Below are 25,782 nucleotides of genomic sequence, written 5' to 3'. Positions count from 1 at the left end.
TCGGATGAGACAGGGAACACGATGGTAGGCCGTCGCGGCCGACCCTGGCCGCGACACCGGCACCGGCCGGCCTCAGGACGCCTCGGCCCAGGGTTCGCTGCCGATGCGCTCCAGCTCGGCTCGCAGCGCCTGCACCGTGGCCACGAGGGCGGGCCCCAGCTCCGCATCGAAGCGGCGGGCTGGCGCCAGCATGGCCGGGGACGCCAGGCTGAACACCACGACCAGCCCGTCGATGGGCGAACGCATGGGCACGGCCACCGCATTCAGTTCCGGTTCCATGTCGCCGTACGAGCGTGTGAAGCCGAGCTGGCGCAGGTCGTCCCGGGCCTGGGCCAGCTTGGGCTGCACGCCGGCCCAGTCGCGGTGCAGGCGCACGGCCAGCTGGCGGGCGACCACCTCGGACTCGCTGGCGGGCGCGCCGGCCAGCCAGGCGCGCCCGGCGGCCGAGGTGACCAGCGGCAGCCGCGTGCCGATGCGGTGCTGCAGCACCACCGGCGCGTCGGCCTTCACGTACTCGAGGTAGAGCATGTCCAGGCCATCGCGCTCGCTCAGCGCGACGGGCGCGCGAAAGCGCGTGGCCAGCGCTTCCATGGCGCCGCGGGCCAGCGCCCGCACGCCGCGCGCGCCCAGGAAGTTGCGGGTGATGCCGATCAGCCTGGAGCCGAGCCGGTAATGCCCCGCACCGTCGGGCTGCAGGTAGCCGCGCTCGGCCAGGGTCGCGACGATGCGGGCCACGAGCTCGACCGGAACCCCGCTGCGCCGCGCGACGTCGGCCACGCCCAGCGCCGGAAACACCGGCGTGAAGGCTTCCAGCACGGCCAGGGTCTGCGCCGCCTCGACAAGAAAAGGGGAGGGGGCGGGGGTGGTCATGGATGGGGTGCCGGGCTGCAGCGGATCGCTGCGGTCGGGCATGCGGATCATAGGCTCCATGCACATCCGATGTGAACCCATCCATGCACCAATGCACCACGCTAGTTCAGCGCGACGCAACAGCAGATTGCAGCGACTTACGCCCCGAAACCTCGCCCTCAGCTTGCCGCAAGAGGCCACCTCCCCAGAATCGACGATCCCTCCATCGCATCCGCTTCCGCGCCGTTCCGTTTCGTTCATGGGTTCCCCGCTGTCCACGCCCGAGCAGCTCGCGCCGGGCGCCGTCCTCGATCGTTCCCCGCTGGGCGCCGTGCGTGCCGCCGCCGCCAGCGAACGCAAGGTCCTGCTGACCACGCCCGTGCCGCAGCAGACGACCGCCTGGACCAAGGCGCGCCGCGACGTGAGGCACCTGCTGCGCAGCAGCGGCTACCAGCTGCTGGAGGTGCCCGCCGGCGGCAGCGCGGCGGACTGGCTGCGGCTGCACCGCGGGCTGCGCGAGCGGCTGGCGCGCAACGGCCACATCCTCATCGAATACCCCTTCGACCAGCGCAAGCGCCTGTATGGCCTGCTGGTCCTGAGCCGGCTGCTGGGCGTGCGCCTGTACGGCCTGATCCACGACCTGGATTCGCTGCGCTTTCCCAACTCGCCGGTCGAGCGCGAGATCGCCATCCTGCGGCTGTTCGACGGCCTGGTGTCGCACAACGGCACCATGTCGCAGTGGCTGCGGGACAACGGTGTGCGGCGCCGCATGGCGGACCTCAACCTGTTCGACTACCTCACCGACGAACCGCCCGCGACCTGGCGCGAGGACGACATCGCACGGCCGCTGAAGGTGGCGTGCGCCGGCAACCTGTCGTGGGGCAAGGCGCGCTACGTCTATGACTCCCGACTGGCCGCGCTGCGGGGCGTTCAACTCGACCTGTACGGGGCGTTCTACGAGTCCGACAGGGTGCCCGACACCGGGCTGCGCTTCCGCGGCGCGTTCGACCCCGACCGGCCGGTGCTGCACGACCGCTACCACTTCGGCCTGGTCTGGGATGGCACCGCGGTCGATCAGTGCGCGGGCAGCTACGGGCAATACATGCGCTACAACAACCCGCACAAGCTGTCGCTCTACGTCGCGCTCGGCTTGCCGGTCGTGGTGTGGCGCGAGGCCGCCATCGCCGACTTCGTCGAGCGCTGCGGCATCGGCGTGACGGTGCGCGACCTGCGCGAGCTGGGCAGCATCCCGGACCGGGTGGACGCGGCCGCCTACCGCCGGATGGCGCGCAACCTCGTGCCGCTGACGGAGGCCGTGCGCCGCGGCGACTTCCTGCACGACGCGCTGGTGCGGCTGCTGCGCTGAGCGCGCAGCAACGCCTTGCGCGCCGGGTTCAGGCGGTCGCTTCCGTGGCGATCTGCCGCAGGGCCTGCGCGAACACGTCGGGCGGCTGGCCGCCCTGGATCAGGTGGCGGTCGTTGACGATCACCGAGGGCACGGCCCGGATGCCCGCCTGGGCATAGGCCTGCTCCTGCGCGCGCACCGCCGCCGCGTACTCGTCCGACGCCAGGATGGCACCGGCCCGCTCCACGTCCAGGCCGGCCGCGCGCACGGCGTCGAGCAGCGTCGCATGGTCGGCGAAGCTGCGCCCGTGCGTGAAGTACGCGCCCAGCAAGGCCTTCTTCAGCGCGAGCTGCCGGGCAGGATCCTGTTCGCCGGCCCAGTGCAGCAACCGGTGGGCATCGAAGGTGTTCCAGACCCGCTTGCGGCCCTCGGGGCTGAAGTCGAAGCCAACGTCGGCGCCGCGCTGGCGCAAGGCCTGGTAGTTGGCCGCCTGCTGGTCGGCGGTGGAGCCGTACTTCTGCGACAGGTGCTCCACCACGTCCTGGCCTTCGGGCCCCATCTGGGGGTTGAGCTCGAACGGCTGGAAGTGCAGGGTGGCCTGCACCTCGCCCTCGAGCTCCCGCAGGGCCTTCTCCAGCGAGGACAGGCCGACGGCGCACCAGGGGCAGGCGACGTCGGAGACGAAATCGATCTTCAGGGTGGCGGTCATGCGGCGATCGTAGCTGGGGCCGCCCGGCGTTGCCGGCGTGGGGCCACGCCCCCCGGGCGGCGCAGCGAGCCAGCCCGATCGGGCCACGCCGGTGGCCTGCCGGCCTACCTCGACTGTGGTCATGGCAGAGCCCCGGGACGGCACGGCCCCTGACGCGGCCGTTGCGCCCGCGCGGCGACCATGCGTTGGCGGGAGGGCGCAGCGCCTTCCGGCAGGGAGTCTCTGGGGTTGGGCCCGGCCATGCGCCGGGCCACTTTTTTGCGCCGGCCTCAGCCGATCAGCAGCAGGCCGACGACGGCCCAGAACACCAGCGAGCCAAGCGCCGCGATCCAGAACACGGGGCTGGCCATGACGCTCGAACGCTCCGGCTCGACACAGTCTTCCAGCCGTTCCATTTCGTCCTGCGCGATCCGTTGATCCCCGATGGGCATGGCAACAGGTTGCACCCGGGACCAATGCCGCCCGTGACCAACTGTCACTTCTGGTCCGCTGTGACGCAATCGGATGCAGGTCCGTGCATTTGCACACCGCAGCTCCAGCGATGCCGCAGCGCGCGCATGCCAACGCCAACTGCAAGCCGACTGAACGCGCCCTGACTTGGCGCAGTACCCCGCGGCGAAGATTGCCATGGCTTGCCCGCGCGCAGCCGGTGCGGACAATGGATGGCGTTGGCGAGTGGCTCCCCTTCAGGTGGGAAGAAGTGCTTGGCCTGAACACCGCCAATGTTCAAACCCTCGCTGCCCATGGCAGCGAGGGTCTCTTTTTGTCTGCGGCCGGGAGCGGGGTTCAGCCTGCGTGCAGCGCCCGCGAGCTGGTGCGCAGCCGGTGCAGGTCGGCGCGCGTGTACGGCTGGGACCGGCCGCTGAGCTTGAGCGACACCCAGGTCACCATCTCGTGCGTGTTCACGATGGTTTCTTCGTCGCGCGCCTGCAGCGCCACCGCGAGAACGAGGACCAGCGCCGCGCAGCCGGTGACCGGCAGCGAGGGCCAGGGGGGCTCGGCCAGCAGGGCCAGCGCGGTGCCACTGGCCACGGCGCCGACGAGGAACCCGGACAGGCATTCCGATGGCGAGTGCATGCCGAGCTTCCAGCGCGAGAGGGTGATGAGCAGCGCGAGGCCGTAGCCGGCCAGCACCGCCGCCACGCGCCAGTGCCGGTGGGCCACCGATCCGATCGAGAAGCCCAGCATGGGGTAGACCGCGGTGGCGAACATCGAGTGACCCGACAGGCCGGTGAAGTCGAGTGACGCGCTGCCGAGCCCGAAGCCGATGAAGGCGATCTTGGAGGCAGTGGTCAGCCCGACGGCGAACGCCAGCGGCACCAGCCACAGCAGGGCCGGGCGCCAGTCGCGGCGGCGCACCGCCAGCGCGGCGGCGATCAGCAGCGCGGCGGGCAGCAGCAGGCTGGCTTCGCCGAGGCGGGTGACCAGCAACCAGGGATGGAATCCAGACATCCCCGGATGCTAGCGGCTACGGCCGAGGTCACTGGCCCATCCGTGGCACGACCTGGACTTTGTGCCGCTGGACGCCGCGCAGAAGCGCCAGCTCGGCCGGCCGGCCGATGCGGTCGCGCCCCAGCACCCGGTGCAGCTGGTCGACTGCACCGACCTCGATGTCGTCGATGCCCACGATGCGGTCGCCGGGGCGCAGGCCCGCCTGGTCGGCCGGGCCCTGGGGCTCGACCTGGTCGACCAGGATGGCGCTGTCCAGGGCCAGCCCGAAGTGGCGGGCCACCCGCCGTGCCAGCGGGACCGTGTGTGCGGCCACGCCCAGCCAGGCACGCCGCACGCTGCCATGGCGCAGCAGCTCGCCCAGGACCCATTGCGCGGTGTCGGAAGGCACCGCGAAGCACAGGGCCTGCGCGCCGGCCACGATGGCCGTGTTGACGCCGATCACCCGCGCCTGCGTGTCCAGCAGCGGCCCGCCGGAGTTGCCGGGATTGAGGCTGGCATCGGTCTGGATCACGTTCTCGATCGCGCGGCCGGACGGCGCGCGCAGGCTGCGGCCGACCGCCGACACCACGCCGGCGGTGACGGTGTGGCCGAGCCCGAGCGGGTTGCCGATCGCGATGGCGACCTGGCCCACGCGCAGCGCCGTCGAATCGCCCAGCTGGAGGGGGGCCAGCCTGTGCGGTGCGCCGACGTGCACCAGCGCCAGGTCGGTGTGCGGGTCGGTGCCGACAACGCGGGCCGGCAGGATGCCGGCGTCCTCGAACTGCACCTCGACCTGGGCCGCGCCGTCGACCACGTGGCTGTTGGTCAGCAGGTAGCCGTCGGGCGTGACCAGGAAGCCCGAGCCTGCGCCGTCGCCGCGCTCGCGCGGCCGCCGCTGCGGCGCGCCCGGCACGGACGCCGGGCCGGCGCCGCCGCGCACTCGCAGCGACACCACGCCGGCCCGGGCCCGTTCGAGCACGTCGACCACCGCGCGCGAGTAGGCGTCGAGGAGGTGCAGGTCGTCCGCGGTTGCGATGGTGGGATCCATGCCATCGCAGATGGGTGCCCGCCTCCGCGCTTCAACCCGAGGAGCGGCGCCGCCGGGGTGGCGCGGGCTCGCGCAGGCGCGCGGCGAGCCGCTCCAGTTCCTGCTGCACCAGGCCGGCGAGCGCATCGACGGCCGGGCTGGCGGGGGCGTGGCGCGGCCGCACCAGCACCAGCTGGCTGCGCGTGGCCGACGCCCGCAGGCGGCGGATCACCACATGCGAGAAGGGCAGCGTCGCGGCCGAGGCCGGCACGATGGCCACGCCCAGGCCATGGCCGACCAGCGCGAGCACGCTGACGAACTGGCCGGCCTCGTGCCGCAGGTCGGGCGAGAAGCCGGCCTCGTTGCACAGCGCCGAGGTGCGGTCGAAGTAGTCGGCCTCGCGGTGGCGCGAGAAGCCGACGAAGGGCTCGCGCGCCGCCGCCTTCAGCGCGAGCGGGCCGGTGCCGGCCGCCAGCGCGTGGCCGGCCGGCACGGCCAGGCAGTACGGATCGTCGATGGCGGCCAGCCGCTCCAGTCCCGCCAGGTCCTGCCCGGGGCGCGCCAGCGCCAGGTCGATCTCGTCGTTGCGCAGGGCCTGGAACTGGCGCGAGGTGATCATCTCGCGCACCTCCAGCGGCGCCGTGACGCCGGCCGCCTGCAGTCCCCGCAGCACGCCGGGCAGCACCGAATGGGTGGTGGTGGGCACCAGCCCCAGCCGCAACGCCGGCGCCTGGCCGGACTGCCGGTCGCGTGCCCGCACCGCGGCCTGCTGGGTGCGGGCCAGGATGGCGTGGGCGTCCTCCAGGAAGGACTCGCCGGCCGGCGTCAGGCGCACGCCACGCGGCAGCCGCTCGAACAGGGTGGCGCCGATCTCGTCCTCGAGCTGGCGGATCTGCTGCGACAGGGCCGGCTGGGCGATGAAGAGCTTCTCGGCCGCGCGGCTCACGCTGCCGAGCCCGGCGACCGTCACGAAGTAGCGCAGGTGCCTCAGTTCCATGGCCGTGCCGGGATGTTTTGCCATAGGTTATACCTCTGGCTGCCAGACAAAGACCATCTTGGACATCTGGCAGCGGCCATCGCACACTGGCCCCCATGCAAGCCCTGCGCAAACTGAACGCCGCCCCCGGCCTCGACCTCGACACCGTGGCCGCGCCACCCGCACCCGGCCCCGGCGAGGTGCTGCTGCGGGTGCTGTATGCCGGCATCTGCGGGACCGACCTGCACATCGACGCCTGGGACGCCGGCTACCACTTCATCCGCGAGCGCCTGCCGGTGACCGTCGGCCACGAGTTCAGCGGCGAAGTGGCGGCGCTGGGCGCCGGCGTCGAGGGGCTGCGCACTGGCCAGCGGGTCGCCGTGCGGCCGTCCGTCACCTGCGGCCGCTGCGCCGCCTGCAGCCGCGGCGACTTCGACGCCTGCACCAGCCGCCTGGGCATCGGCGTCAGCCGTGACGGCGGCTTCGCCAGCCACGTCCGCGTGCCGGCCCGCAACTGCGTGCCGGCGCCGGCCGGGGTCGACGCCGACCTGGCCGCGATGGCCGAGCCGCTGAGCGTGAGCCACGAGTCGGTGCGGGTCGGCGGCGTGCGGACCGGCGACCGCGTGCTGGTGCTCGGTCCGGGCAACATCGGCGCCGGCATCGCCGTGTTCGCGCGCGCCGCCGGCGCCCGCCAGGTGGTGGTGGCCGGCCATGGCGATGCTGCCCGCTTCGCCGTGCTTCGGCAGATGGGGTTCCACGACCTCGTCGACCTCGCAAGCGAGACCCTGGAGCCGTTCCTGCGCGAGGGCCGCTTCGACGTGGTGATCGAGGCGGCGGGCTCGCCGGCTGCGGTGGCCACCGGGCTGGCGGCGCTGAAGGTGCACGGCGTGTTCGTGGTCACCGGCATCCACGCGGCGCCGGTGCCGGTCGACCTGACGGCGCTGGTGCGCAACCACCAGCAGCTGCGCGGCTCCTACCGGGCCCCGGAGGCGGCCTGGCCCGAGGTGCTGGCGTTCCTGGCCGCCCACGCCGACCTGTTGCGCCCCATGGTCACGCACCGGCTGCCGCTGGCGCGGGCGCAGGACGGCTTCGCCTTGGCGCGCAGCCGGCAGGCCACCAAGGTGCTGTTCGACCTGGCCGGGAGCACGCCAGCGTGAGCCGCCCCGCCTCGGCCCGCGCCTTCCTCGCGCTGTGGAACGGCATCGACGATGCGCGCCTGCAATCCGAGTACGAGGCCTGGCACACCTTCGAGCACGTGCCCGAGCGGGTCGGCCTGCCGGGCTTCATGGCGGCGCGGCGCTACCGCCAGGAGGCGCCCGGCGGCCCCCGGTACTTCACGCTGTACTGGCTGGACGCGATCGGCGCGCTCGACACGGCCGAGTACGCGGAGGTGTTCGCCGAGCCGACCGCCTGGACGGCGCGACTGCGCGGCCACCTGAACGGCTTCCTGCGGCTGCCGTGCGTGCTGCGCGGCTCGCACGGGCTGTCGAGCGCGTCTCAGCTGGTCACTCTGCACCTGCGGCTGCAGGCCGACAGCGCGGCCGGCCAGCTCGATGACCTGCTCACCGCCGGCGTGCGGCAAGGTCAGCTGGTCGCGGCCGACTGGGGCCTGTATGCGCCCACGCGCGAGATCCCGATCGCCAACCACGCGGGCGAGGAGCCGCTGCAGGCCGGGCGCGACGCCGTGGTGCTGCTGCACGGACTCGATGGCGCGGCGCTGCCGGCGCAGGCCGACCGCCTTGTGGCGGCGCTGGAGGGTGTGGCCACGCCGGTGCGGCCGCCGCAGGGCTATACCCTGCTCACCGAAGTGCGGCGCGAGGCCCTCCCGCCGTTGACCGGGCGTCGCCAGCCGCCCCGCGACGATCTGAACGAACGATTCCATCCAGGAGACACCCCATGACCTTCTTCCACCGCCCGCTGCGTGCCGCGCTCGCCGGTTGCCTGGCCGTCCTGCCGCTGCTGGCGGCCGCCCAGGCCTGGCCGTCCAAACCGATCCGCTTCGTCGTCGGCTACCCGCCTGGCAGTTCGCCCGACGTGCAGGCACGCCTGATCGCCGAGCCGCTGGCCAAGGCGCTCGGGCAACCGGTGGTGGTGGATAACAAGCCGGGCGCGGGCGGCAACATCGGCGCCGACCTGATCGCCAAGGCCCAGGACGACCACACGATCGGCATCGTCGGCAACGGTCCGCTGACGAGCGCCAAGTTCCTCTATCCGCAGCTGCCCTACGACCCGCAGAAGGACTTCACGCCGCTGGCGCTGGTGGGCGCCGCGCCGCTGGTGTGGGTGGCGCCGAAAAGCGCGGCCGGCTCCGGCTCGGCGCGCGAATTCATCCGCCAGGTGAAGACCGCGTCGCAGCCGCCGGCCTACGGATCGACCGGCCTGGGCGCCGGCACCCACCTGGGCATGGAAGTCCTGCGCGAGAAGCTCGGTTTCGAGGCCCTGCACGTGCCCTACACCGGCGGGCCGGCCATCCTCAACGCGATGTTGGGCGGCCAATTGCAGATGGCGCTGCTGCCGGCGTCGACCGCCGCGCCCATGGTGCAGTCGGGCCGCGTCGTCGCGCTGGCCAGCACCTCGGCGCGCCGCACGCCGCTGGCGCCGGACCTGCCGGCCCTGGAGGAGCTGGGCGTGCAGGGCGTGAACATCGAGGTCTGGAACGCCATCGTCGGCCCGGCCCGGCTGTCGGCGCCGGCGCGCACCCGGCTGGCGACCGAGCTGGCCCGCATCGTCGATGCGCGCGAGATGCGCCAGAAGCTGCTGGTGCAGGGCTGGAAGGTCGACGACCCGTCGCCGGGCGCACTGGCGCGGCGCATCCAGGACGACACGGCCCTCTACGGCGCCATCATCTCGCGCAAGGGCATCAAGCTGGAGTGAGGCCGCGGCGCCCGCATCAGGCCGGGCAACGCCATCCCCGTCATGGAACGGCTAGCCGGCGTCCGTGACCCGCGCGAACCGCGGGCGGCGCTGGCCGTCGATCTCGACCGCTTCGAAGAACATCGCATGCGGCCGTACCCACAGGCCGCTGGCGCCGTCCAGCGGACGGTAGACCACCAGCGGCTCCAGCGTCTCGCTGTGGCGGGCGACACCGATCACCTCGTAGTCGCGGCCCTTGTAGTGGCGGTAGCGGCCCAGCGGGGTGGCGGGCAGGGGCGGCAGGTCGTCCGGCATGGCGTGGGGTGTCTCAGGGGGTAGGGGCAGGCGGGCTGCCGGGGGTGTGGCGTCAGGGATGGCGGCCCCACGCCACCAGCGCGACGCCGATGGCCAGCAGCAGGCACAGGGGCGAGTAGACCCAGGTGTCCAGCCGCGCGAACCGGCTGCCGCGCACGCGCTTGAAGAAGCCGACATAGCGGAACTCGCCGATCGCGCGGGCGAGCAGGCCGAGCGCCAGGCCGCCCGACAGCCAGGCCAGCAGGGCCGGGGGCAGCACGGGTGGCAGCAGGCCCGCGGTGCTGGCGACCAGGGCGGCGAAGGCCAGGAGCGCGCAGCCGACCGCGAGGGTGGCGCGCGGCGACGGCGCGAACAGCGGCTTGCCGTCCACGCTGGGCACGGCGCCGCTCTCGCCGCCATGTCCGGCGAAAGCCATGCGCACATGCCATGCCGCGAGCAGGAGGAAGACGGCGCACACGACGACGGCCAGGGCGGTGGTCATGGACAGGTTGGGGTGGCGCCGGCACGGCGGCGCCGGGCTGGCGGCAGGCGACAAGAAGGCCCGGACGCGCCGGCGGGCGCCGGCGCGGTGGGCCGCCGGCTCACAGGCGGACTTTCGCCTCGCCGACGCCGTCGAACCCGACCTCCACCACGTCGCCGCGGCGGGCCTGCAGCAGCCCGCACCAGGTGCCCGTGGTGACGACGGTGCCCGCCGGGACGGTGGCGCCGGTCTTGGCCGTCGCGTGCCGCAGCCAGATCGGCAGCAGCCACTCGGGCGTGCCCAGCGAGTGGGTGCCGGTGAACAGCCGCCATTTGCAGTCGCCGATGCGCACCCGGCATTCCTGGCGCGCCCAGTCGCGGGCCTGGTAGGGCACGAACTCGCCCAGCACCAGCGCCCCGTGCGACTGGAAGTCGGCCAGCTTGAGCAGCGCCGGCGCTTCCCTGTAGCGCTCCCAGCGCGAATCGACCATCTCGATCGACACGCACATCGCGTCGACCAGGCCGTCGACGGCGCCGTGCGACAGCGCCGCCGCCTGGGCAGCGGTGACGTCGCGCGCCAGCCGCAGCGCGATCTCGGCTTCGACCAGCAGGTGGCGCAGCCCGAGCTGGCTGGCATCGGCGCCGCTGGCCAGCACGCCGGCGCGCGGCAGCGGGGCATGGGTGAGGGTGGCCTCGCGCGAGGCGCCGCCCGACTTCCAGTGGCGCGGCACGGTGCCGGCGCCGTCCAGCGCCGCCAACTGCGCGTGCTGCACGGCATAGGCGTCGTCGGCGCTGCCGATGTGGCGGGCGTACGCGGCGTCGTCGAGCGCCGGGCCTGCGCGCCGGGCGGCGAGCAGGGCTTCGGAGAGGGTGTGGAGGGCGTTTTGGCTCACGCCGGACAGGCTACCGCAACGCAAGCCGCCTGCCCACCCGAGTGATGCGTCGGCGCGACTGTTCGCGGCCTCTTGTCGCAGGTCACGCGCCGGGCAGGCGCAGCGGCCAGCCGCGCGGGTTCAGCGCCGCGGCGCCGCAGCCTGCGCGCCGAACGCCTCGGCCATCCGCTGGCCGGCCTCCATCGACTGGCGCCAGCCATACAGCATGAGCGAGGCCTGGACGTTGAACAGGGTGGAGCTGCCAAGCGAGAACATTTCCACCGGCAGGCTGGCCAGGTCGGCGGCGGCCTTCTGCTGGGCGGGAGTGGGAATGGCGCGAAGGGGAGCTGTCATGCGCGAACGCCTTTGGTACTACAAGGAGCGCGCAGTCTAGGTGCGGTGTCGCACCTTCGCCAACTCGACAATGGAACTTTTTCAGGCCTGGCGTGACTTGTCACGCACGACGTAGCGCACGAAGTCGTCGGCCTTGGCGAACTGGTCGTACAACGCGCGTGCATCGGCGTTGTCCTTGTGGGTCACCCAGTACAGGCGCGCCCAGCCCTCGGCGCGCATCGCGTTGCGCAGCCACTCGAGCAGGGCCTTGCCGACGCCGGCGCCGCGCCGGTCGGGATCGACGAACAGGTCCTCGAGGTAGCACACCGGCTGGATTTCCCAGGTGTTCTCGTGCACGACGCAGTGCGCGAAGCCGGCGACGCGGCCCTCGACCTCGGCCAGCACGCACATCACGCCCGAGTCCGGATCGAGGATGCGCTTCCAGGTGCGCTGCGTGACCTCGTCGGGCAGGTGGACCGCGTAGAACTCGCAGTACCCCCGCCAGAGCCGCCGCCAGGCGGGCTCGTCGCCAGGCAGGACGGAACGGATCACAGGGGTCGACATCGGTGCATTGTGCCCCTCGCGGACGGGAGTCCGGCTTTCGACGACCTACGCCTTCGCCTCCGAGGCCCGCAACTGGCGCGCCAGCAACGCCACCGCGTGCACCGCCTCGCGGTCGGCGCCGTCGTGGATCTGGTGGCGGCAGCTGGTGCCGTCGGCGACCACGATGGCGTCGGGCGACTGGCGCACGGCGGGCAGCAGGCTCAGTTCGGCCATCTGCATCGACACGTCGTGGTGCGAGGCCTCGTAGCCGAAGGCGCCCGCCATGCCGCAGCAGCTGCTTTCCACCAGCTGCGGCTTGGCGCCCGGGATCAGTGCCAGCAGCTGCAGCACCGGCGAGACGGCGTCGAAGGCCTTCTGGTGGCAGTGGCCGTGCACCAGGATGGGCTTGTCCACCGGACGCAGCCTGTCCTTCAGGCCGTCGAGGCGGCCGGCCGCCAGTTCGCGTGCCAGGAACTCCTCCAGCAGCAGCGCATTGGCGGCGATGGTCTCGGCCGGCTTGCCCAGCCCCAGTGACAGGTGCTCGTCGCGCAGCGTGAGCAGGCAGGACGGCTCCAGGCCGACGATGGCGATGCCCTTGTCGGCGAACGGGCCCAGCGCCTCGACCACCTCGCGCGCCTTGGCCCGGGCTTCCTCGACCTGGCCGGTGGCCAGGTAGGTGCGGCCGCAGCACAGGTGCTTGCCGTCGTCCTGCGCCTTGGCGGCCACGTGCACGGTGTAGCCGGCCGCGCGCAGGACCTGCAGCGCGGCCTGGGCGTTGGCCGACTCGAAGTAGCCGTTGAAGGTGTCGACGAACAGGACCACGGGGCGCTCGGCGGCCAGCGTTTCCTCCCGGGTCGCGGTGCCGTGCGGCCGGGCGAAGAAGTGGTCGGACTGCCACTCGGGCAGGCTGCGCCGGGCCGAGAAGCCGAGCAGCTTTTCGCCCAGGGTGGCCAGCAGCGGGATGCGGTTGCGCAGGTTGAGCAGGGGCGCGAAGCGGGCGGCGGTGCGCGCGTAGTCGGGCAGGCCGGCGATCAGGCGGTCCTTCAGGCTGCGCCCGTGCTTCGCATGCCAGTGGTGCAGGAACTCCACCTTCATCTTGGCCATGTCGACTCCGGTCGGGCAGTCGCGCTTGCAGCCCTTGCAGGAGACGCACAGATCGAGCGCGTCCTTCACCGCGGGGCTGGCGATGCCGTCCGGGCCGAGCTGGCCGGACAGCGCCAGCCGCAGCGTGTTGGCGCGCCCGCGCGTCAGGTGCTGCTCGTCGCGCGTGACGCGGTAGCTGGGGCACATGGTGCCGGCGTCGAACTTGCGGCAGTGGCCGTTGTTGTTGCACATCTCCACCGCCTTGGCGTAGCCCTGGGCGGGGTCGCCGCCGGTGCCGGGGCGGGTGGTCTTCTCGGTGGCCGGGTCGTTCTGCACGTTCCACGACTGCCAGTCGAGCGCCGGCTGCAGGGGGATGACCCTGTAGCTGGGCGGGAAGCGCATCAGCCGCGTGTCGTCCATGCGCGGCGGGTCGATCATGCGGCGGGGGCTGAGCAGCTGGCCCGGGTCGAACAGCTGCTTGATGCGGCCGAAGGCCTCGGTGATGCGGGGGCCGAACTGCCACTGGATCCACTCGCCGCGGCACAGGCCGTCGCCGTGCTCGCCGCTGTAGGCGCCGCGGTACTCGCGCACCAGGGCCGATGCTTCCTCGGCGATGGCGCGCATCTTCTGCGCGCCGTCCCGGCGCATGTCGAGGATGGGCCGCACGTGCAGGGTGCCGACCGAGGCGTGCGCGTACCAGGTGCCGCGCGAACCGTGCCGACGGAACACCCGGGTGAGTGCATCGGTGTACTCGGCCAGGTGCTCCAGCGGCACGGCGCAGTCCTCGATGAAGCTCACCGGCTTGCCGTCGCCCTTGAGGCTCATCATGATGTTGAGGCCGGCCTTGCGCACCTCCCACAGGTTCTTCTGCGCCGCGTCGTCCTCCAGGCGCACCACCGAGCCGGGCAGGCCCAGGTCGCCCATCAGCTCCACGAGCCGGTCGAGGTGCCGCATCAGCGGCCCCTTCTCGGGACCCGAGAACTCCACCAGCAGCACCGCGTCGGGCCGGCCGATGACGGCGCTGCGCACCACCGGCGCGAACGCCGGGTTCTGCAGCGACAGCTCGATCATGGTGCGGTCGACCAGTTCCACCGCGGTCAGCGTGCCTTCGCCCAGCTTCACGATGTGCTGGGCCGTGTCCATGGCCTTGTAGAAGGTCGGGAAGTTCACCACCCCCAGCACCTTGGCCTTGGGCAGCGGCGACAGCTGCAGCGTCAGGCTGCGGGTGAGGGCCAGCGTGCCCTCGCTGCCGACCAGCAGGTGCGCCAGGTTGACCGAGCCGTCGGCGGTGTAGGGCTTGGGGTTCTGGTTGCGGAAGACGTCGAGGTTGTAGCCGGCGACGCGGCGCAACACCTTGGGCCAGCGGGCGTCGATCTCGGGCGCCAGCGTGGCCGCCAGGGCCTGCACCTGCTCGCCCATGCCGCGCACCCAGCCGGTGGCCTCGTCGAAGCGGCCGAAGCGGTGCAGCGCGCCGTCGGCCGTCCAGGCCTCGATGCCGCGCACGTTGTGGACCATGTTGCCCCAGGCGATGCTGCGGCTGCCGCACGAGTTGTTGCCCGCCATGCCGCCCAGCGTGGCCTGCGCGCTGGTGGACACGTCGACCGGGTACCAGAGGCCGTGCGCCTTCAGCTGCGCGTTCAGGTGGTCCAGCACGATGCCGGGCTCGACCACGGCGGTGCGGCCCTCGGGGTCCAGCTCCAGCACGTTGCGCACGTGCTTGGTGTGGTCGATGACGAGGCCGGCGCCCACGGTCTGGCCGCACTGGCTGGTGCCGCCGCCGCGCGGGACGATAGGGACCTGCAGGTCGCGGCAGATGTCCAGCGCCAGCTTCACGTCGTCGCTGGTGCGCGGCACGAAGACGCCGATGGGCACCTGCTGGTAGATGGAGGCGTCGGTGGCGTAGCGGCCGCGGTCGGCCGGTGTGAACAGGACTTCGCCGCGGGTTTCGCGGGCCAGGCGCTCGGCCAGGCGGCCGGCGACTTCGTTGGTGGCGGCGGCGACGCGGTCGTAGGCACCGGCAGCCTCGCGGGCGACGGTCAGGGGGAGCGGGGCGTTCATGAGGTGCTTCCGGTGGGAAGTTGGTCGCGGCCGGCGTGCAGCTGCTCGAGCACCACGTCCAGCTTGTTCTTCAGGTGGATGGCCAGCACCCGCCGCATGGCGGCGGGATCGCGTGCCGCCAGGGCATCGATCATGGCCTCGTGTTCCCGGATGGCCACCTTCCACTTCTGCTCGTCCTGGTTGGAGCGGAAGCGCAGGGCCTGCAGCCGGGCGTTGATGCGTTCGTAGGTGGCGGCGAGCACCGGGTTCTTGGCGGCGGCGTTGATCGCCGAGTGGATGCGGGCATTGAGCCGGTAATAGGCCGGCAGGTCGCGCCGGGTGAAGGCGGCCAGCATCTCGAAATGCATGGCGCGGATCTCGGCCAGCTCGGCGTCGGTGATGCGCTGGGCGGCCAGTTCGCCCGACAGCGCCTCCAGCCCGCCCATCACCTCGAAGGTGTTGCGCACCGCCTGCTCGTCCAGCTCGACGGCGATGGCGCCGCGGTGCGGGACCAGCTCGACCAGGCCTTCGGCGGCCAGCATCTTGATGGCCTCGCGCAGCGGCGTGCGCGACACCTCCAGCACCTCGCACAGTTCGCGTTCGTTGAGCTTGGCGCCCGGCCGGATGCGGCCCTCCACCAGCATCTGGCGCAGGCGGCTGGCCACCTGGTCGTGCAGGCTCCCGCGCGGGATGGCGATGATGTCAGCGGTCATTCGGAGTATTTTGTATGCAAATTCCTGTCAGGTCAAACCCTGAGCCAACAGTGAAGGGGAATTGACAGATGAATTTTGTATGCAAACAATGGCGGCCATGCTGACCCTCGACTACCACCCCACCGGCCGCCACTTCCTGCAGATCCCGGGCCCTTCCCCGGTGCCCGATCGCATCCTGCGGGCCATGAGCCTGCCCACCATCGACCACCGCGGACCCGAGTTCGCCGGCCTGGGCAAGAAGGTGCTGGCGGGCATCCAGCAGGTGTTCCAGACCAAGCACCCCGTGGTGATCTATCCGGCGTCCGGTACCGGTGCCTGGGAAGCGGCGCTGTGCAACGTGCTGTCGCCCGGCGACGCGGTGCTGATGTACGAGACCGGCCACTTCGCCGCGCTGTGGATCAAGATGGCCAAGCGCCTGGGCCTCGAGGCCGAGACCATCGGCCTGCCGGGCGTGGAAGGCTGGCGCCGCGGCGTGCAGGCCGACATGATCGGCGAGCGCCTGCGCCAGGACACCCAGCACCGGATCAAGGCGGTGTGCGTGGTCCACAACGAGACGTCGACCGGCGTCACCAGCGACATCCAGGCGGTGCGCAAGGCCATCGACGCGGCCGGCCACCCGGCCCTGCTGCTGGTCGACAGCATCTCCGGCCTGGCCTCGGCCGAATACCGGCATGACGCCTGGGGCGTCGACGTCACCATCAGCGGCTCGCAGAAGGGCCTGATGCTGCCGCCGGGCATCAGCTTCAACGCGCTGTCGCCGCGTGCGCTGGAAGCGAGCAAGACCGCCCGCCTGCCCAAGGCGTTCTGGGCCTGGGACGAGATGGTCGAGATGAACAAGACCGGCTACTTCCCGTACACGCCCAACACAAACCTGCTGTACGGGCTGGCCGAGGCCTGCGACATGCTGCTCGATCCGGCACAGGGCGGCATGGAGGCCGTGTTCGCACGCCACCGGCGCTGGGCCGAGGGCGTGCGCACGGCGGTGCGGGCCTGGGGCCTGGAGATCCAGTGCGCCGATCCGTCGGTCTACTCGCCGGTGCTCACCGGCGTGGTCACGCCCGAGGGCGTGGACGCCGACAAGGTGCGCCAGCTGATCTGGGAGCGCTTCGACCTGTCGCTGGGCACCGGCCTGGGCAAGATCAAGGGCCGCATGTTCCGCATCGGCCACCTGGGCGACTGCAACGACCTCACCCTGATGGCAGCTTTGTCAGGGTGCGAAATGGGCCTGAAGCTTTCCGGTGTCAAGCTCGCCGGTTCGGGCGTCCAGGCGGCGATGGACTATTTCGCCGGGCACCCGGCGCAGGTCGCACTGCTGAAGGCCGCCTGAACCAGCACTTCTTCCCAAGACTGCAGTACCAAAGAGAGAGACCAAGCACATGATCCAACGCAGAACCTTCACGGCCGGCCTGGCGGCGACCGTCGCCGCGCCCCTGGTGCGGGCGCAGAACCTGCCCACCGGGCCGGTGCGCATCATCGTCGGCTTCGCGCCCGGCGGCGGCACCGACATCCTCGCGCGGGTCATCGGACAGAAGCTCGGCGACATGTGGAAGACCCAGGTCATCGTCGAGAACAAGGCGGGCGCCTCGGGCACCATCGCCGCCGACTACGTGGCCAAGCAGCCCGGCGACGGCAGCACGCTGCTCATGGCCCACATCAACAGCCAGGCCATCACGCCCGCGCTGGTGAAGCTGAACTACGACCCCGAGAAGGACTTCCAGCCCATCATGCTGGTGGGCGTGACGCCCAACCTGCTGATCTGCAACGAGCAGCAGCCGGCCAAGACCGTGAAGGACCTCGTGGAGCTGTGCCGCAGGCACCCCGGCCAGGTGAGCTTCGGCTCGGCCGGCAACGGCTCGGCCCAGCACCTGGCGCTGGAGATGTTCATGCTGGCCGCCAAAGTCAAGGCCATCCACGTGCCGTACAAGGGCTCGGGCCCGATGCTCACCGACCTGATCGGCGGCCAGATCCAGTACAGCTTCGACACCATGACGGCCGCCACGCCGCACGTGAAGAGCGGCAAGGCGATCCCGATCGCCCAGACCCGCCTGGCGCGCGCCAAGGCCTATCCCAACGTGCCGACGATGGCCGAGTCGGGCTTCCCGGGCTTCGAGGCCACCACCTGGTACGGCCTGGTCGGCCCGGCCAAGATGCCGGTGGCGATGGCCAAGCGCATGAACGAGGACATGAACAAGGTCATGGTCATGCCCGACGTCATCGAGAAGCTGCAGGCTTCCGGCGCCGAGGACGGCGGCGGCTCGACCGAGAAGTTCCACGACTTCACGCAGGTCGAGATCCGCAAGTGGGCCAAGATCATCAAGGACGGCGGGGTCAAGGGCGACGTCTGACGCGCCGCCGTTGAAGGCGGACCTCCGGACGCGAAGGTTTCGCGTCCATCCGAAAGCCTGGTCCGTCCGAGCGACGGGGCCCCGGATTCCTTGAACTTGGCTTTCTCCTCTTTCGCGAGACTTTCGCGCCCTTCGCGTACGGGAGTCCGCTCCCGCTTTCCAGGACATTGAAGTGACCCGACCTCTCCCCCTCCAAGGCGTCCGCGTTCTCGATATCAGCCAGGTGATGGCCGGCCCGTATGCCTGCATGCTGCTGGGCGACCTCGGGGCCGACGTCATCAAGATCGAGCCGCCCAGGACCGGTGACCAGACCCGCGGCGCCATGGGGTTCAAGATGAAGGGGCCCGACAGCCTGGGCTTCCTGAACATGAACCGCAACAAGCGCAGCGTCGTGCTCGACCTGAAGTCCGCCGCCGGCCGCTCGGTGCTGCTGCGGCTGGTGAAGGAGGCCGACATCCTGATCGAGAACTACCGGCCCGGCGCGATGAAGCGGCTGGGGCTGGGTTACGAGGTGCTCAAGGAGGTCAACCCGCGGCTGGTCTACACCAGCATCTCGGGCTTCGGCCAGACCGGCCCCTGGGCCGACCGGCCCGGCTTCGACCTGATGGCGCAGGCCATGTCGGGCGTGATGAGCGTCACCGGCTACCCGAACAGCCCCCCGGTCAAGGCCGGCGTGCCGGTGGCCGACATCGGCTGCGCGCTGTTCGCGGTCTACGGCACGCTGTCGGCGTACATCGGCGCCAAGACCACGGGGCAGGGCCAGTACGTGGACGCCGCGCTGTTCGACTCGGCGATGGCGTTCTCGGTCTGGGACATCTGCGACTACTGGGGCACCGGCAAGCCGCCCGAGCCGCTGGGCACCGCCAACAAGATGACCGCCCCTTACCAGGCGATGGCCTCCTCGGACGGCTGGTTCGTCATGGGCGCCAACAACCAGAAGCTCTGGGTGCAGCTGTGCACGCTGATGGGCCGGGAGGAACTGCTGCAGGACGAGCGCTTCTCGACCATCGCGCTGCGGCTGGCCAACCGGCAGGCGCTGCAGGAGGAGCTGGAGGCCACCTTCAAGCAGAAGCCCAAGGACTACTGGGTCGACACGCTGCTGGCCAACGGCATCCCGGCCGGCCCCATCCTGTCCTACCCCGAGGCGTTCGGCAGCGAGCACGGCAAGGCGCGCCAGATGCGCATGGAGATCGACCACCCGAAGGAGGGCAAGGTGCCCAACATCGGCTTCGCGGTGAAGCTCTCGGGCACGCCGCAGCAGGTGCGGCGGCACCCGCCGCTGCTGGGCGAGCACACGCACGAGGTGCTGGCCGAGCTGGGCATCGGCGAGGACGAGCGCGAGCACCTGATGGCATCGGGAGCCTTCGGTGCCTGAGGCGGACGGCCAGGTCCATCTGCGCATCGACGGCGCCGTCGCGTCGGTCACCTTCGACCGGCCGCAGGCGCGCAACGCGATGACGTGGGCGATGTACGAAGCGCTCACCGCGATCTGCACGCGACTGAAGGACGACCCCGCCGTGCGCGTGGTGCGCTTCCGCGGCGCCGGCGGCCAGGCCTTCGTGGCCGGCACCGACATCGCCCAGTTCCTCGATTTCAGTCGCGGCGAGGACGGCGTCGCCTACGAGAAGCGCATCGACGCCTGCGTCGGCCTGCTCGAGTCGCTGCCCATGCCCACGGTGGCCGTGCTCGAGGGCTGGGCCATCGGCGGCGGCCTGGCCATCGCCACGGCCTGCGACTTCCGCATCGCCACGCCGGGCACCAGGTTCGGCGTGCCGATCGCCCGCACGCTGGGCAACTGCCTGTCGATGGCCAACGTGGCCCGGCTGGTGGCGGCGCTCGGCCGTCCGCGCGCCGAGCGCCTGCTGCTGCTGGCCGAGCTGCTGGGCACCGACGAGGCATTGGCGGCCGGCTACCTGCTGCAGGTCGCTGCGCCGCAGGAGCTCGACGCGGCCAGCGACCAGCTGTGCGAGCGGCTCGCCGCGCTGGCGCCGGTCACCCAGCAGGTCAGCAAGCAGGCCTTCAACCGCTTGCTGCACCGCGACCTGCCGGACGCCGAGGACCTCATCCGCCGGTGCTACGGCAGCGCCGACTTCCGCGAGGGCGTGCAGGCCTTCGTGGACAAGCGCAGTCCCGCCTGGCGGGGCGCCTAAGCTTCGGCACCGTCCTACGCCTGCTGCCGCGGGCGCCTGCCTACGATGGACGCACGCTGTCCGAGGTGCGCCATGCCTGACGAACGAACCCGCCCCCCACCGCCCAATGGGCTGGACGAATCCGTCGCGGGCGAGGAAGACCCGGGAGCGTCGATCGACCTGGCCGTGCGCACGCCGGCCTCGCCCGGTGCACCGGACCAGACCACCGCCGCCGTAGCCGGGGCCCAGCCCGGCACGTCCACGCCCCCGACGGCGCCCGGCGGCGAGGTGCCCGCCGGCACGCCCGGCTCCGGCGAGGACATCTGCCGCCTGTGCGGCGGCACGGGCGTCCTCAACGGCGCGGCCTGCCCCGATTGCGAGGGCACCGGCAAGGTCGACGTCGGCATCGGCGGGGCCTGAGCGCCGGGTGCCGCCCACCCGGCTGCCGCGCAAGCAGAGGCTGCAGCTGCGCGCCCGCACCATCGAGTACGTCCTTTCCGGCAACGCCGCGCCGGCGCTGCTGCTGTTCAGCGGTGCAGGCGTCCCGCTGGACGGCTGGGGCCGGCTGTACCCGGGCCTTGAGCGCATCGCGCGCACGCTGGCATGGAACCGGCCCGGCGTCGGACGCAGCAGCGGCCCGCACGAGCCGCAGAGCGGGGCCGTGGTGGTCGAGGCCGTCCGCGCGCTGGCGGAGTCGCTCGGGGTGGGGCCGCCCTACGTGCTGGTCGGCCACTCGCTCGGTGGGCTGCACGCGCAACTGTTCGCGCGCCGCTACTCCGAGGACGTTGCCGGCGTGGTGCTGGTCGAATCGCTGCATCTCGACGACCGGGGACTGGTGCGGGGCCACGAGGGGCGACTCGCCGCGGTGCTGGGCCGCATGCTGGCGTTGCCGCCGGCCCAGGTGCGTGGCAGCCTGCGCGACGAACTGGCCGGGCTGGATGCGACGGCCGCGCAGGTGCAGGCCGCGGGCCCGTTCCCGGCGGTGCCGCTGGCGGTGATCACGGGCGGCACCGACCCGCCGCACTGGCTGGTGCCGCGGCGCGCGTTGCGCAGCAAGCGCGTGCACCAGAAGGAACTGGCGCGGCTTTCGCCGCTGGGACTGCAGGTGGTGGCGCGGCGCAGCGGGCATTTCCCGCAGTGGACGCAGCCGCAACTGGTGCTTGATGCGATCCGGTCGGTGGTGGGGCAGGCCAGGGCGGCGGCTGCCGCCTGATCACAGGAGGGTGGGTGCTTCCCGCAGGCAGGTCTGCAGCGATGTCGCGACCAGCTCGGGCTGCATCGCGACCTCGGGGATGGCCCACAGCGCGTGCCGGGCAGTGCTGCTGCCGAACGCCGCCGCCAGGGCCGCCACCACCGGGATGGCGATCGCCAGCAGCAGCCGCACGGTGCCGGGGAGTTGGAGCTGGGTGATCGGCTGGGGGCAGTACTCGTTCATGAAGGCGTTTGGTGTAGGTCCAGGCTGCGCGCGGTGTACGAAGTGTCCGACATGCCTGCCCAGCCGTGCCTGTTACCGGGTGCAGTGTTCGTGTCCAGACGTACGCGGGGCCTTGTCGAGGAGACCCGCCGTCCTAGGGAATGACCTCGCTGCCACCGGCGCCCCGCAGGCGCACGATGGCCCTCCCGCCGGCGGGCCGTGCTGGCCCGCTGGGGCCACCTGGAGGAGGGCAGCGATGACGGCGACGACGATGCGCAAGCTGGGTGAGGTGCCGGGACCGGCCGGCTGGCCGGTCGTGGGCAATGCCCTGGACATCCGGCCCGAGACGTTCCACCACCAGCTCGAAGCCTGGGCGCGGCAGTACGGGGCCGCCTTCCGGTTCCGGATCGCGTCGCGCGAGTACCTGGCGGTGAGCGACCCGCAGGTGATCGCCTCGGTGCTGCGCCGCCGGCCCGACGCCTTCCACCGCACCAACCGGCTGGAGCAGATCGCGGCCGATCTCGGCTTCGTCGGGGTGTTCACCGCCAACGGCGACACCTGGCGCCGCCAGCGTCCCATGGTGCTGGCGGGCCTGGACCCCGGCCACATCCGCGCCTTCCTGCCTGCCATGGCAGACGTCACCGAGCGGCTGCGGCGACGCTGGGAGGCCGCCGCGCGCGCCGGGCGCGAACTCGACCTGCTGGCCGAGCTGATGCGCTACACGGTCGACATCACCACCAGCCTCGCCTTCGGCAAGAACCTCAACACGCTGGAGGACGAGGGCGTGGACACGATCCAGCAGCACCTGAACGTGATCTTCCCGGTGCTGCTGCGGCGGCTGCTGGCGCCGGTGGACGTGCGCCACTGGATCCCCGACCGGGCACTGGAGGGCCACCTGCGCGCGCTGAAGGCGGCGGTGCGCGACTTCATCGCGGCGGCCCGCGCCGAACTGGCGGACCAGCCGCAGCTGCGCGAGCGGCCGCGCAACCTGATCCAGGCGCTGCTGGCCGCGCGCGACCGGCCCGGCAGCGGGGTGAACGACGAGGATGTCTCGGGCAACGTCTTCACGATGCTGCTGGCCGGCGAGGACACCACCGCGAGCACCCTGGCCTGGATGATCTGGCTGCTGTTCCGCCACCCGCGCGAGGCGGCCGTGGTGCGCGCCGAGGTCGACGCCGTGCTGGCGGGCGACAACCAGGTGCGCGCGTTCGAGCAGCTGGGCCGCCTCGATGCCATCCAGGCCTGCGCATACGAGACCATGCGGCTGAAGCCGGTGGCGCCGCTGATCATCAACGAGGCGATGGAGGAAGCGCTGGTGGGCGACGTGCTCGTGCCGCGCGGGGCCTACGTGATGTGCGTCATGCGGCCGGCTGCCATCGATGCCGCGGTGCTGGAACAGGCCGCGAGCTTCCAGCCGTCCCGGTGGACCGCCCCCGTCGGGACCACCGGCCTGCGGCAGGCTTCGATGCCGTTCGGCGCCGGTCCGCGCATGTGCCCGGGCCGCTACCTCGCCCTGGCGGAGATCCGCATGGCCGCCGCCATGCTCTTGTCCTGCTTCGAGCTGGAGGATGTGGGCGTGCCCGGCGGCGGCGAGCCGCACGAGAAGTTCACCTTCGTGATGGCGCCGGAGAACCTGCGCATGCGCCTGCGCGAGCGGGCGGGCGGGGCGGCCGGCGCCGCTTCTCAGTCCGCGGGGTAGTCGAGCCGGGGATACCAGTCGGCGCCGCGGCCGCCCGGCGTCAGGTCCAGCAGGGTCCACAGGGGCGCCAGGTCGGGCGCGCCGCGCGCATCCTGCCCGGGGTCGGCGGTGCCGGCCATCTCGCCGGCCCAGAAGTGGTGGACCTTGCCCGCGCGGCGCACCCACACGTCGAGCGCCGGCCACTCCTCACCGTCGTCGGCCAGGCCGCGGTAGTCGCGCGCGAAGTCGTCGCCGACGGTGGCGAAGAAGCGCAGGTTGCGCCAGCCGCGCTCGCGCGCGAAGGCCAGCTGCCGTTCCACCGGCGAGCGGCCGATGACGGCCAGGGACACGCGCTGTGCGAGGTCACGGGCCGGGATGTCCAGCGAGCCGAGCAGCGACGTGCACATGGGGCAGGGGCGCTCGCGCTGCGGGCCGTACATCCAGAAGTAGGTGATGAGCGTGTCGTGTGGCCCGAACAGGTCTGCCAGGCCCACGGTGCGGCCCTGTTCGTCGCGGAACCGGTAGGCCGGCGGCTCGCCGCCGAGCGGCAGCGCGCGGCGCATGGCGGCGACCCGTTCGATCTGCCGCCGCAACTCGATCTCCTCGGCCAGCAGGCGCGTGCGCGCCTCTCGGTAGGCGGGGCTGTCGTTCGGGTAGGGATGGCTGGCGCGGCGTGCCAGGTCGGGCGCGGGCTGCAGGTCGGGCATGTGAATTCCTCTGCGCGCCAGCGTAGCGACGGGTCCTGCGGCCACCAGCGCGAGTGTCGGTAATCAGATGCAACGCGCCTGCAACGCCTATCTCGAGCGTGACGACGAAGGGCTCCATCCCGCTACTCACTTCGCGGTCTTTGGCATGCATCTCGACCGGCGCGCGTGACCATTCGGTCACCTCCGGATAAACCCTGAAGGGCCGGCAACTCTTGACCGCAGTCAAGAGTTTTCGAACCACCTCGCGAGGACCATCTCGTCTGCGCACCTTGCCAGGACCCTGGCGTGTGCACGAGCAGACCAAGCACGTACAGGAGACAAGCAGATGACCAAAGCGATCACCCTGAAGAACATCATGGCCCGTGCGGGGCTGGGCGCCATCGCCGCTGCTGCGGCCCTCGTGGCCACCAGCGCGCAGGCTGCGTGGGAGCCCACCAAGCCGGTCGAATTCGTGGTGCCCGCGGGCACCGGCGGCGGCGCCGACCAGATGGCCCGCCTGATCCAGGGCGTGGTCATCAAGTACAAGCTCATGAAGGAGCCGATGATCGTCGTCAACAAGTCCGGCGGCGCAGGCGCCGAGGGCTTCCTCGACGTCAAGAACTCCAAGGGCGACCCGCACAAGATCGTGGTCACCCTCTCCAACCTGTTCACCACCCCGCTCGCAACCGGCGTGCCGTTCAACTGGCGTGACATGACGCCGGTCTCGATGATGGCGCTCGACCAGTTCGTGCTGTGGGTTAACGCCGAGTCGCCGTACAAGACCGCCAAGGAATATGTCGACGCCACCAAGGCTGCCGGCCCGAGCAAGATGAAGATGGGCGGCACCGGCTCCAAGCAGGAAGACCAGATCCTGACCGTGGGCCTCGAGAAGGCCACCGGCACCAAGTTCATCTACGTGCCGTTCAAGGGCGGCGGCGAGGTGGCCGTGCAGCTGGTGGGCAAGCACGTCGATTCCACCGTGAACAACCCGATCGAGGCCGTGGCGCAGTGGCGCGCCGGCCAGCTGCGGCCGCTGTGCGTGTTCGACGGCAAGCGCCTGTCCTACCAGGCCAAGGTCACCGACAAGCAGTCCTGGGGCGACATCCCGACCTGCAAGGAGGCTGGCGTCCCGGCCGAATACACCATGCTGCGCGGCATCTTCATGTCGCCCGGCGTGACCAAGGAGCAGACGCAGTTCTACGTCGACATGATGAAGAAGGTGCGCGAGACCCCCGAGTGGAAGGACTACATGGAGAAGGGTGCCTTCAACCAGACGTCCATGACGGGCGACGAGTTCGCCGGCTGGCTCGGCAAGGCCGAGCAGCAGCACCGCGACTTGATGAAGGACGCGGGTTTCCTCGCCAAGTGATCCCCCGGCGCCACGCCGGCGGCGTGGCGCCTTTCCCCGCAGACCAGACCAGGAGCCTCCCCCACCATGCACAGCAGCGAAACCGCGCAGGCCGAGAGCGCCGGCGCACCCACCCACATCGTCGAGGCCGTCGTCGCGGCGCTGGTGATCGGCCTGGGGCTGGTTGTCATCTTCGGCAGCCAGTCGCTCGGCTCGGGCTGGACCAGCGACGGCCCGGGTGCGGGCTACTTCCCGTTCTACATCGGCGTCATCCTGTGCGTGTCTGGCGCGGTGATCCTGTACCAGTCGCTGCTGGGCAAGGGCCGCAACACCGAGAGCTTCGTCGACGGCGAGCAGTTCAAGCGCGTGATGCAGGTGCTGGTGCCGGCGCTGGTGTACGTGCTGGTGATGCAGATCATCGGCCTGTACGTCGCCTCGGCGATCTACATCGCAGTCTTCATGATCACCCTGGGCAAGTACCCCAAGGGCCGCAGCATCGCGCTGTCGGTCGCGATCATGGTGCTGTTCTACATGCTCTTCGAAGTGTGGTTCAAGGTGCCCCTGTACAAGGGCGCGTTCAACCCGCTGCAGCTGGTCGGCCTCTGATCCCGCGCGCCGCCCCCGACAACCCCTAAAG

General features: G+C 71.5%; 28 protein-coding genes. 13 read left to right on the top strand and 15 right to left on the bottom strand.

All coding sequences use genetic code 11. The features are described from left to right. Positions 1-72: 72 nt before the first annotated feature. Positions 73-912, bottom strand: a complete 840-nt coding sequence (locus GON04_RS18605; protein ID WP_181653656.1) for an IclR family transcriptional regulator — start codon at positions 910-912, stop codon at positions 73-75. A gap of 196 nt (positions 913-1,108) precedes the next feature. On the opposite strand from GON04_RS18605, the gene GON04_RS18600 reads away from it, so the two are divergent. Continuing rightward, positions 1,109-2,215 carry a glycosyltransferase gene (locus GON04_RS18600; protein WP_157399510.1) on the top strand — a complete coding sequence of 369 codons (1,107 nt, stop codon included), beginning with the start codon at positions 1,109-1,111 and terminating at the stop codon, positions 2,213-2,215. Between the two features lie 28 nt (positions 2,216-2,243). Here GON04_RS18600 and GON04_RS18595 read toward each other — a convergent pair whose 3' ends face one another. The 5 genes from GON04_RS18595 to GON04_RS18575 form a co-directional block, all read right to left on the bottom strand. Continuing rightward, complete coding sequence (locus GON04_RS18595) at positions 2,244-2,903, bottom strand: DsbA family oxidoreductase (RefSeq protein WP_157399509.1); 660 nt, start codon at positions 2,901-2,903, stop codon at positions 2,244-2,246. 269 nt (positions 2,904-3,172) lie between these two features. Next, positions 3,173-3,334, bottom strand: coding sequence for a hypothetical protein (locus tag GON04_RS18590; protein ID WP_157399508.1), 162 nt, complete (start codon positions 3,332-3,334; stop codon positions 3,173-3,175). A gap of 355 nt (positions 3,335-3,689) precedes the next feature. Next, on the bottom strand, positions 3,690-4,355 hold the full coding sequence (locus GON04_RS18585) for a phosphatase PAP2 family protein (RefSeq protein WP_157399507.1): 666 nt from the start codon (positions 4,353-4,355) through the stop codon (positions 3,690-3,692). A 28-nt stretch (positions 4,356-4,383) separates the two neighbouring features. Then, entirely contained in the window at positions 4,384-5,382 is a 999-nt protein-coding gene (locus tag GON04_RS18580; RefSeq protein ID WP_157399506.1) for a S1C family serine protease, read from the bottom strand. A gap of 31 nt (positions 5,383-5,413) precedes the next feature. Beyond that, positions 5,414-6,382: a LysR family transcriptional regulator gene (locus GON04_RS18575; RefSeq protein WP_232533151.1), complete on the bottom strand. Its 969-nt coding sequence runs from the start codon at positions 6,380-6,382 to the stop codon at positions 5,414-5,416. A gap of 71 nt (positions 6,383-6,453) precedes the next feature. On the opposite strand from GON04_RS18575, the gene GON04_RS18570 reads away from it, so the two are divergent. The 3 genes from GON04_RS18570 to GON04_RS18560 are packed head-to-tail and all read left to right on the top strand — an operon-like array spanning position 6,454 to position 9,211. Then, positions 6,454-7,494 (top strand): zinc-dependent alcohol dehydrogenase, encoded by a 1,041-nt coding sequence (locus tag GON04_RS18570; protein ID WP_157399505.1) that lies wholly within the window; start codon positions 6,454-6,456, stop codon positions 7,492-7,494. Next, entirely contained in the window at positions 7,491-8,237 is a 747-nt protein-coding gene (locus GON04_RS18565) for a DUF4286 family protein (protein ID WP_157399504.1), read from the top strand. The genes GON04_RS18570 and GON04_RS18565 overlap by 4 nt, the downstream gene beginning before the upstream one ends. Beyond that, the gene (locus GON04_RS18560; protein WP_157399503.1) at positions 8,234-9,211 is read left to right on the top strand and encodes a Bug family tripartite tricarboxylate transporter substrate binding protein; all 978 of its coding nucleotides are present in this window, start codon (positions 8,234-8,236) and stop codon (positions 9,209-9,211) included. The genes GON04_RS18565 and GON04_RS18560 overlap by 4 nt, the downstream gene beginning before the upstream one ends. A 51-nt stretch (positions 9,212-9,262) precedes the next feature. On the opposite strand, the gene GON04_RS18555 is transcribed toward GON04_RS18560, so the two are convergent. The 7 genes from GON04_RS18555 to GON04_RS18525 all read right to left on the bottom strand — a co-directional run bounded on the left by GON04_RS18555 (position 9,263) and on the right by GON04_RS18525 (position 15,545). Then, entirely contained in the window at positions 9,263-9,505 is a 243-nt protein-coding gene (locus GON04_RS18555; RefSeq protein WP_157399502.1) for a DUF1653 domain-containing protein, read from the bottom strand. A 52-nt stretch (positions 9,506-9,557) separates the two neighbouring features. Then, entirely contained in the window at positions 9,558-9,986 is a 429-nt protein-coding gene (locus GON04_RS18550; protein ID WP_157399501.1) for a DUF3995 domain-containing protein, read from the bottom strand. Positions 9,987-10,086: 100 nt separating this feature from the next. After that, complete coding sequence (locus tag GON04_RS18545; RefSeq protein ID WP_181653655.1) at positions 10,087-10,857, bottom strand: fumarylacetoacetate hydrolase family protein; 771 nt, start codon at positions 10,855-10,857, stop codon at positions 10,087-10,089. 120 nt (positions 10,858-10,977) lie between these two features. Further along, positions 10,978-11,190, bottom strand: a complete 213-nt coding sequence (locus GON04_RS18540) for a hypothetical protein (RefSeq protein WP_157399500.1) — start codon at positions 11,188-11,190, stop codon at positions 10,978-10,980. An 81-nt stretch (positions 11,191-11,271) separates the two neighbouring features. Further along, positions 11,272-11,733, bottom strand: coding sequence for a GNAT family N-acetyltransferase (locus GON04_RS18535; RefSeq protein ID WP_157399499.1), 462 nt, complete (start codon positions 11,731-11,733; stop codon positions 11,272-11,274). Positions 11,734-11,778: 45 nt separating this feature from the next. Further along, on the bottom strand, positions 11,779-14,853 hold the full coding sequence (locus GON04_RS18530; protein WP_157399498.1) for an FAD-binding and (Fe-S)-binding domain-containing protein: 3,075 nt from the start codon (positions 14,851-14,853) through the stop codon (positions 11,779-11,781). After that, positions 14,850-15,545, bottom strand: coding sequence for a GntR family transcriptional regulator (locus tag GON04_RS18525; protein ID WP_157399497.1), 696 nt, complete (start codon positions 15,543-15,545; stop codon positions 14,850-14,852). The genes GON04_RS18530 and GON04_RS18525 overlap by 4 nt, the downstream gene beginning before the upstream one ends. A gap of 97 nt (positions 15,546-15,642) precedes the next feature. Here GON04_RS18525 and GON04_RS18520 point away from each other — a divergent pair, with 97 nt between their 5' ends. From GON04_RS18520 to GON04_RS18495, 6 genes are all read left to right on the top strand, one after another. After that, positions 15,643-16,872, top strand: coding sequence for a pyridoxal-phosphate-dependent aminotransferase family protein (locus GON04_RS18520; RefSeq protein WP_157399496.1), 1,230 nt, complete (start codon positions 15,643-15,645; stop codon positions 16,870-16,872). 52 nt (positions 16,873-16,924) lie between these two features. Continuing rightward, complete coding sequence (locus GON04_RS18515; RefSeq protein ID WP_181653773.1) at positions 16,925-17,890, top strand: tripartite tricarboxylate transporter substrate-binding protein; 966 nt, start codon at positions 16,925-16,927, stop codon at positions 17,888-17,890. A 172-nt stretch (positions 17,891-18,062) separates the two neighbouring features. Then, positions 18,063-19,265 carry a CaiB/BaiF CoA transferase family protein gene (locus GON04_RS18510; protein ID WP_338051007.1) on the top strand — a complete coding sequence of 401 codons (1,203 nt, stop codon included), beginning with the start codon at positions 18,063-18,065 and terminating at the stop codon, positions 19,263-19,265. Continuing rightward, positions 19,258-20,040 carry an enoyl-CoA hydratase gene (locus GON04_RS18505; protein ID WP_181653654.1) on the top strand — a complete coding sequence of 261 codons (783 nt, stop codon included), beginning with the start codon at positions 19,258-19,260 and terminating at the stop codon, positions 20,038-20,040. The genes GON04_RS18510 and GON04_RS18505 overlap by 8 nt, the downstream gene beginning before the upstream one ends. Before the next feature lie 72 nt (positions 20,041-20,112). Further along, positions 20,113-20,439: a hypothetical protein gene (locus GON04_RS18500; protein ID WP_157399494.1), complete on the top strand. Its 327-nt coding sequence runs from the start codon at positions 20,113-20,115 to the stop codon at positions 20,437-20,439. A 7-nt stretch (positions 20,440-20,446) separates the two neighbouring features. Further along, complete coding sequence (locus GON04_RS18495) at positions 20,447-21,232, top strand: alpha/beta fold hydrolase (RefSeq protein WP_157399493.1); 786 nt, start codon at positions 20,447-20,449, stop codon at positions 21,230-21,232. Here the strand turns inward: GON04_RS18495 and GON04_RS18490 are convergent, their stop codons facing one another. Then, positions 21,233-21,454, bottom strand: a complete 222-nt coding sequence (locus tag GON04_RS18490; RefSeq protein ID WP_157399492.1) for a hypothetical protein — start codon at positions 21,452-21,454, stop codon at positions 21,233-21,235. A 235-nt stretch (positions 21,455-21,689) separates the two neighbouring features. On the opposite strand from GON04_RS18490, the gene GON04_RS18485 reads away from it, so the two are divergent. After that, a complete protein-coding gene (locus tag GON04_RS18485; RefSeq protein WP_157399491.1) occupies positions 21,690-23,132 on the top strand; it encodes a cytochrome P450 in 1,443 nt (480 codons plus the stop codon). On the opposite strand, the gene GON04_RS18480 is transcribed toward GON04_RS18485, so the two are convergent. Then, positions 23,117-23,818 (bottom strand): DUF899 family protein, encoded by a 702-nt coding sequence (locus GON04_RS18480; protein ID WP_157399490.1) that lies wholly within the window; start codon positions 23,816-23,818, stop codon positions 23,117-23,119. The two genes, GON04_RS18485 and GON04_RS18480, sit on opposite strands and share 16 nt — an antisense overlap. A 325-nt stretch (positions 23,819-24,143) precedes the next feature. Here GON04_RS18480 and GON04_RS18475 point away from each other — a divergent pair, with 325 nt between their 5' ends. After that, positions 24,144-25,166 carry a Bug family tripartite tricarboxylate transporter substrate binding protein gene (locus GON04_RS18475; protein WP_157399489.1) on the top strand — a complete coding sequence of 341 codons (1,023 nt, stop codon included), beginning with the start codon at positions 24,144-24,146 and terminating at the stop codon, positions 25,164-25,166. A 66-nt stretch (positions 25,167-25,232) separates the two neighbouring features. After that, positions 25,233-25,751, top strand: a complete 519-nt coding sequence (locus GON04_RS18470) for a tripartite tricarboxylate transporter TctB family protein (protein ID WP_157399488.1) — start codon at positions 25,233-25,235, stop codon at positions 25,749-25,751. The last annotated feature ends 31 nt before the right edge of the window (positions 25,752-25,782 follow it).

The sequence above is a fragment of the Ramlibacter pinisoli genome, from assembly GCF_009758015.1.
In the GTDB taxonomy this organism is placed as follows: Bacteria; Pseudomonadota; Gammaproteobacteria; order Burkholderiales; family Burkholderiaceae_C; genus Ramlibacter; species Ramlibacter pinisoli.
Note: the sequence above shows the minus strand (reverse complement) of the source record. Positions and strands in the feature narration are given on the sequence as shown.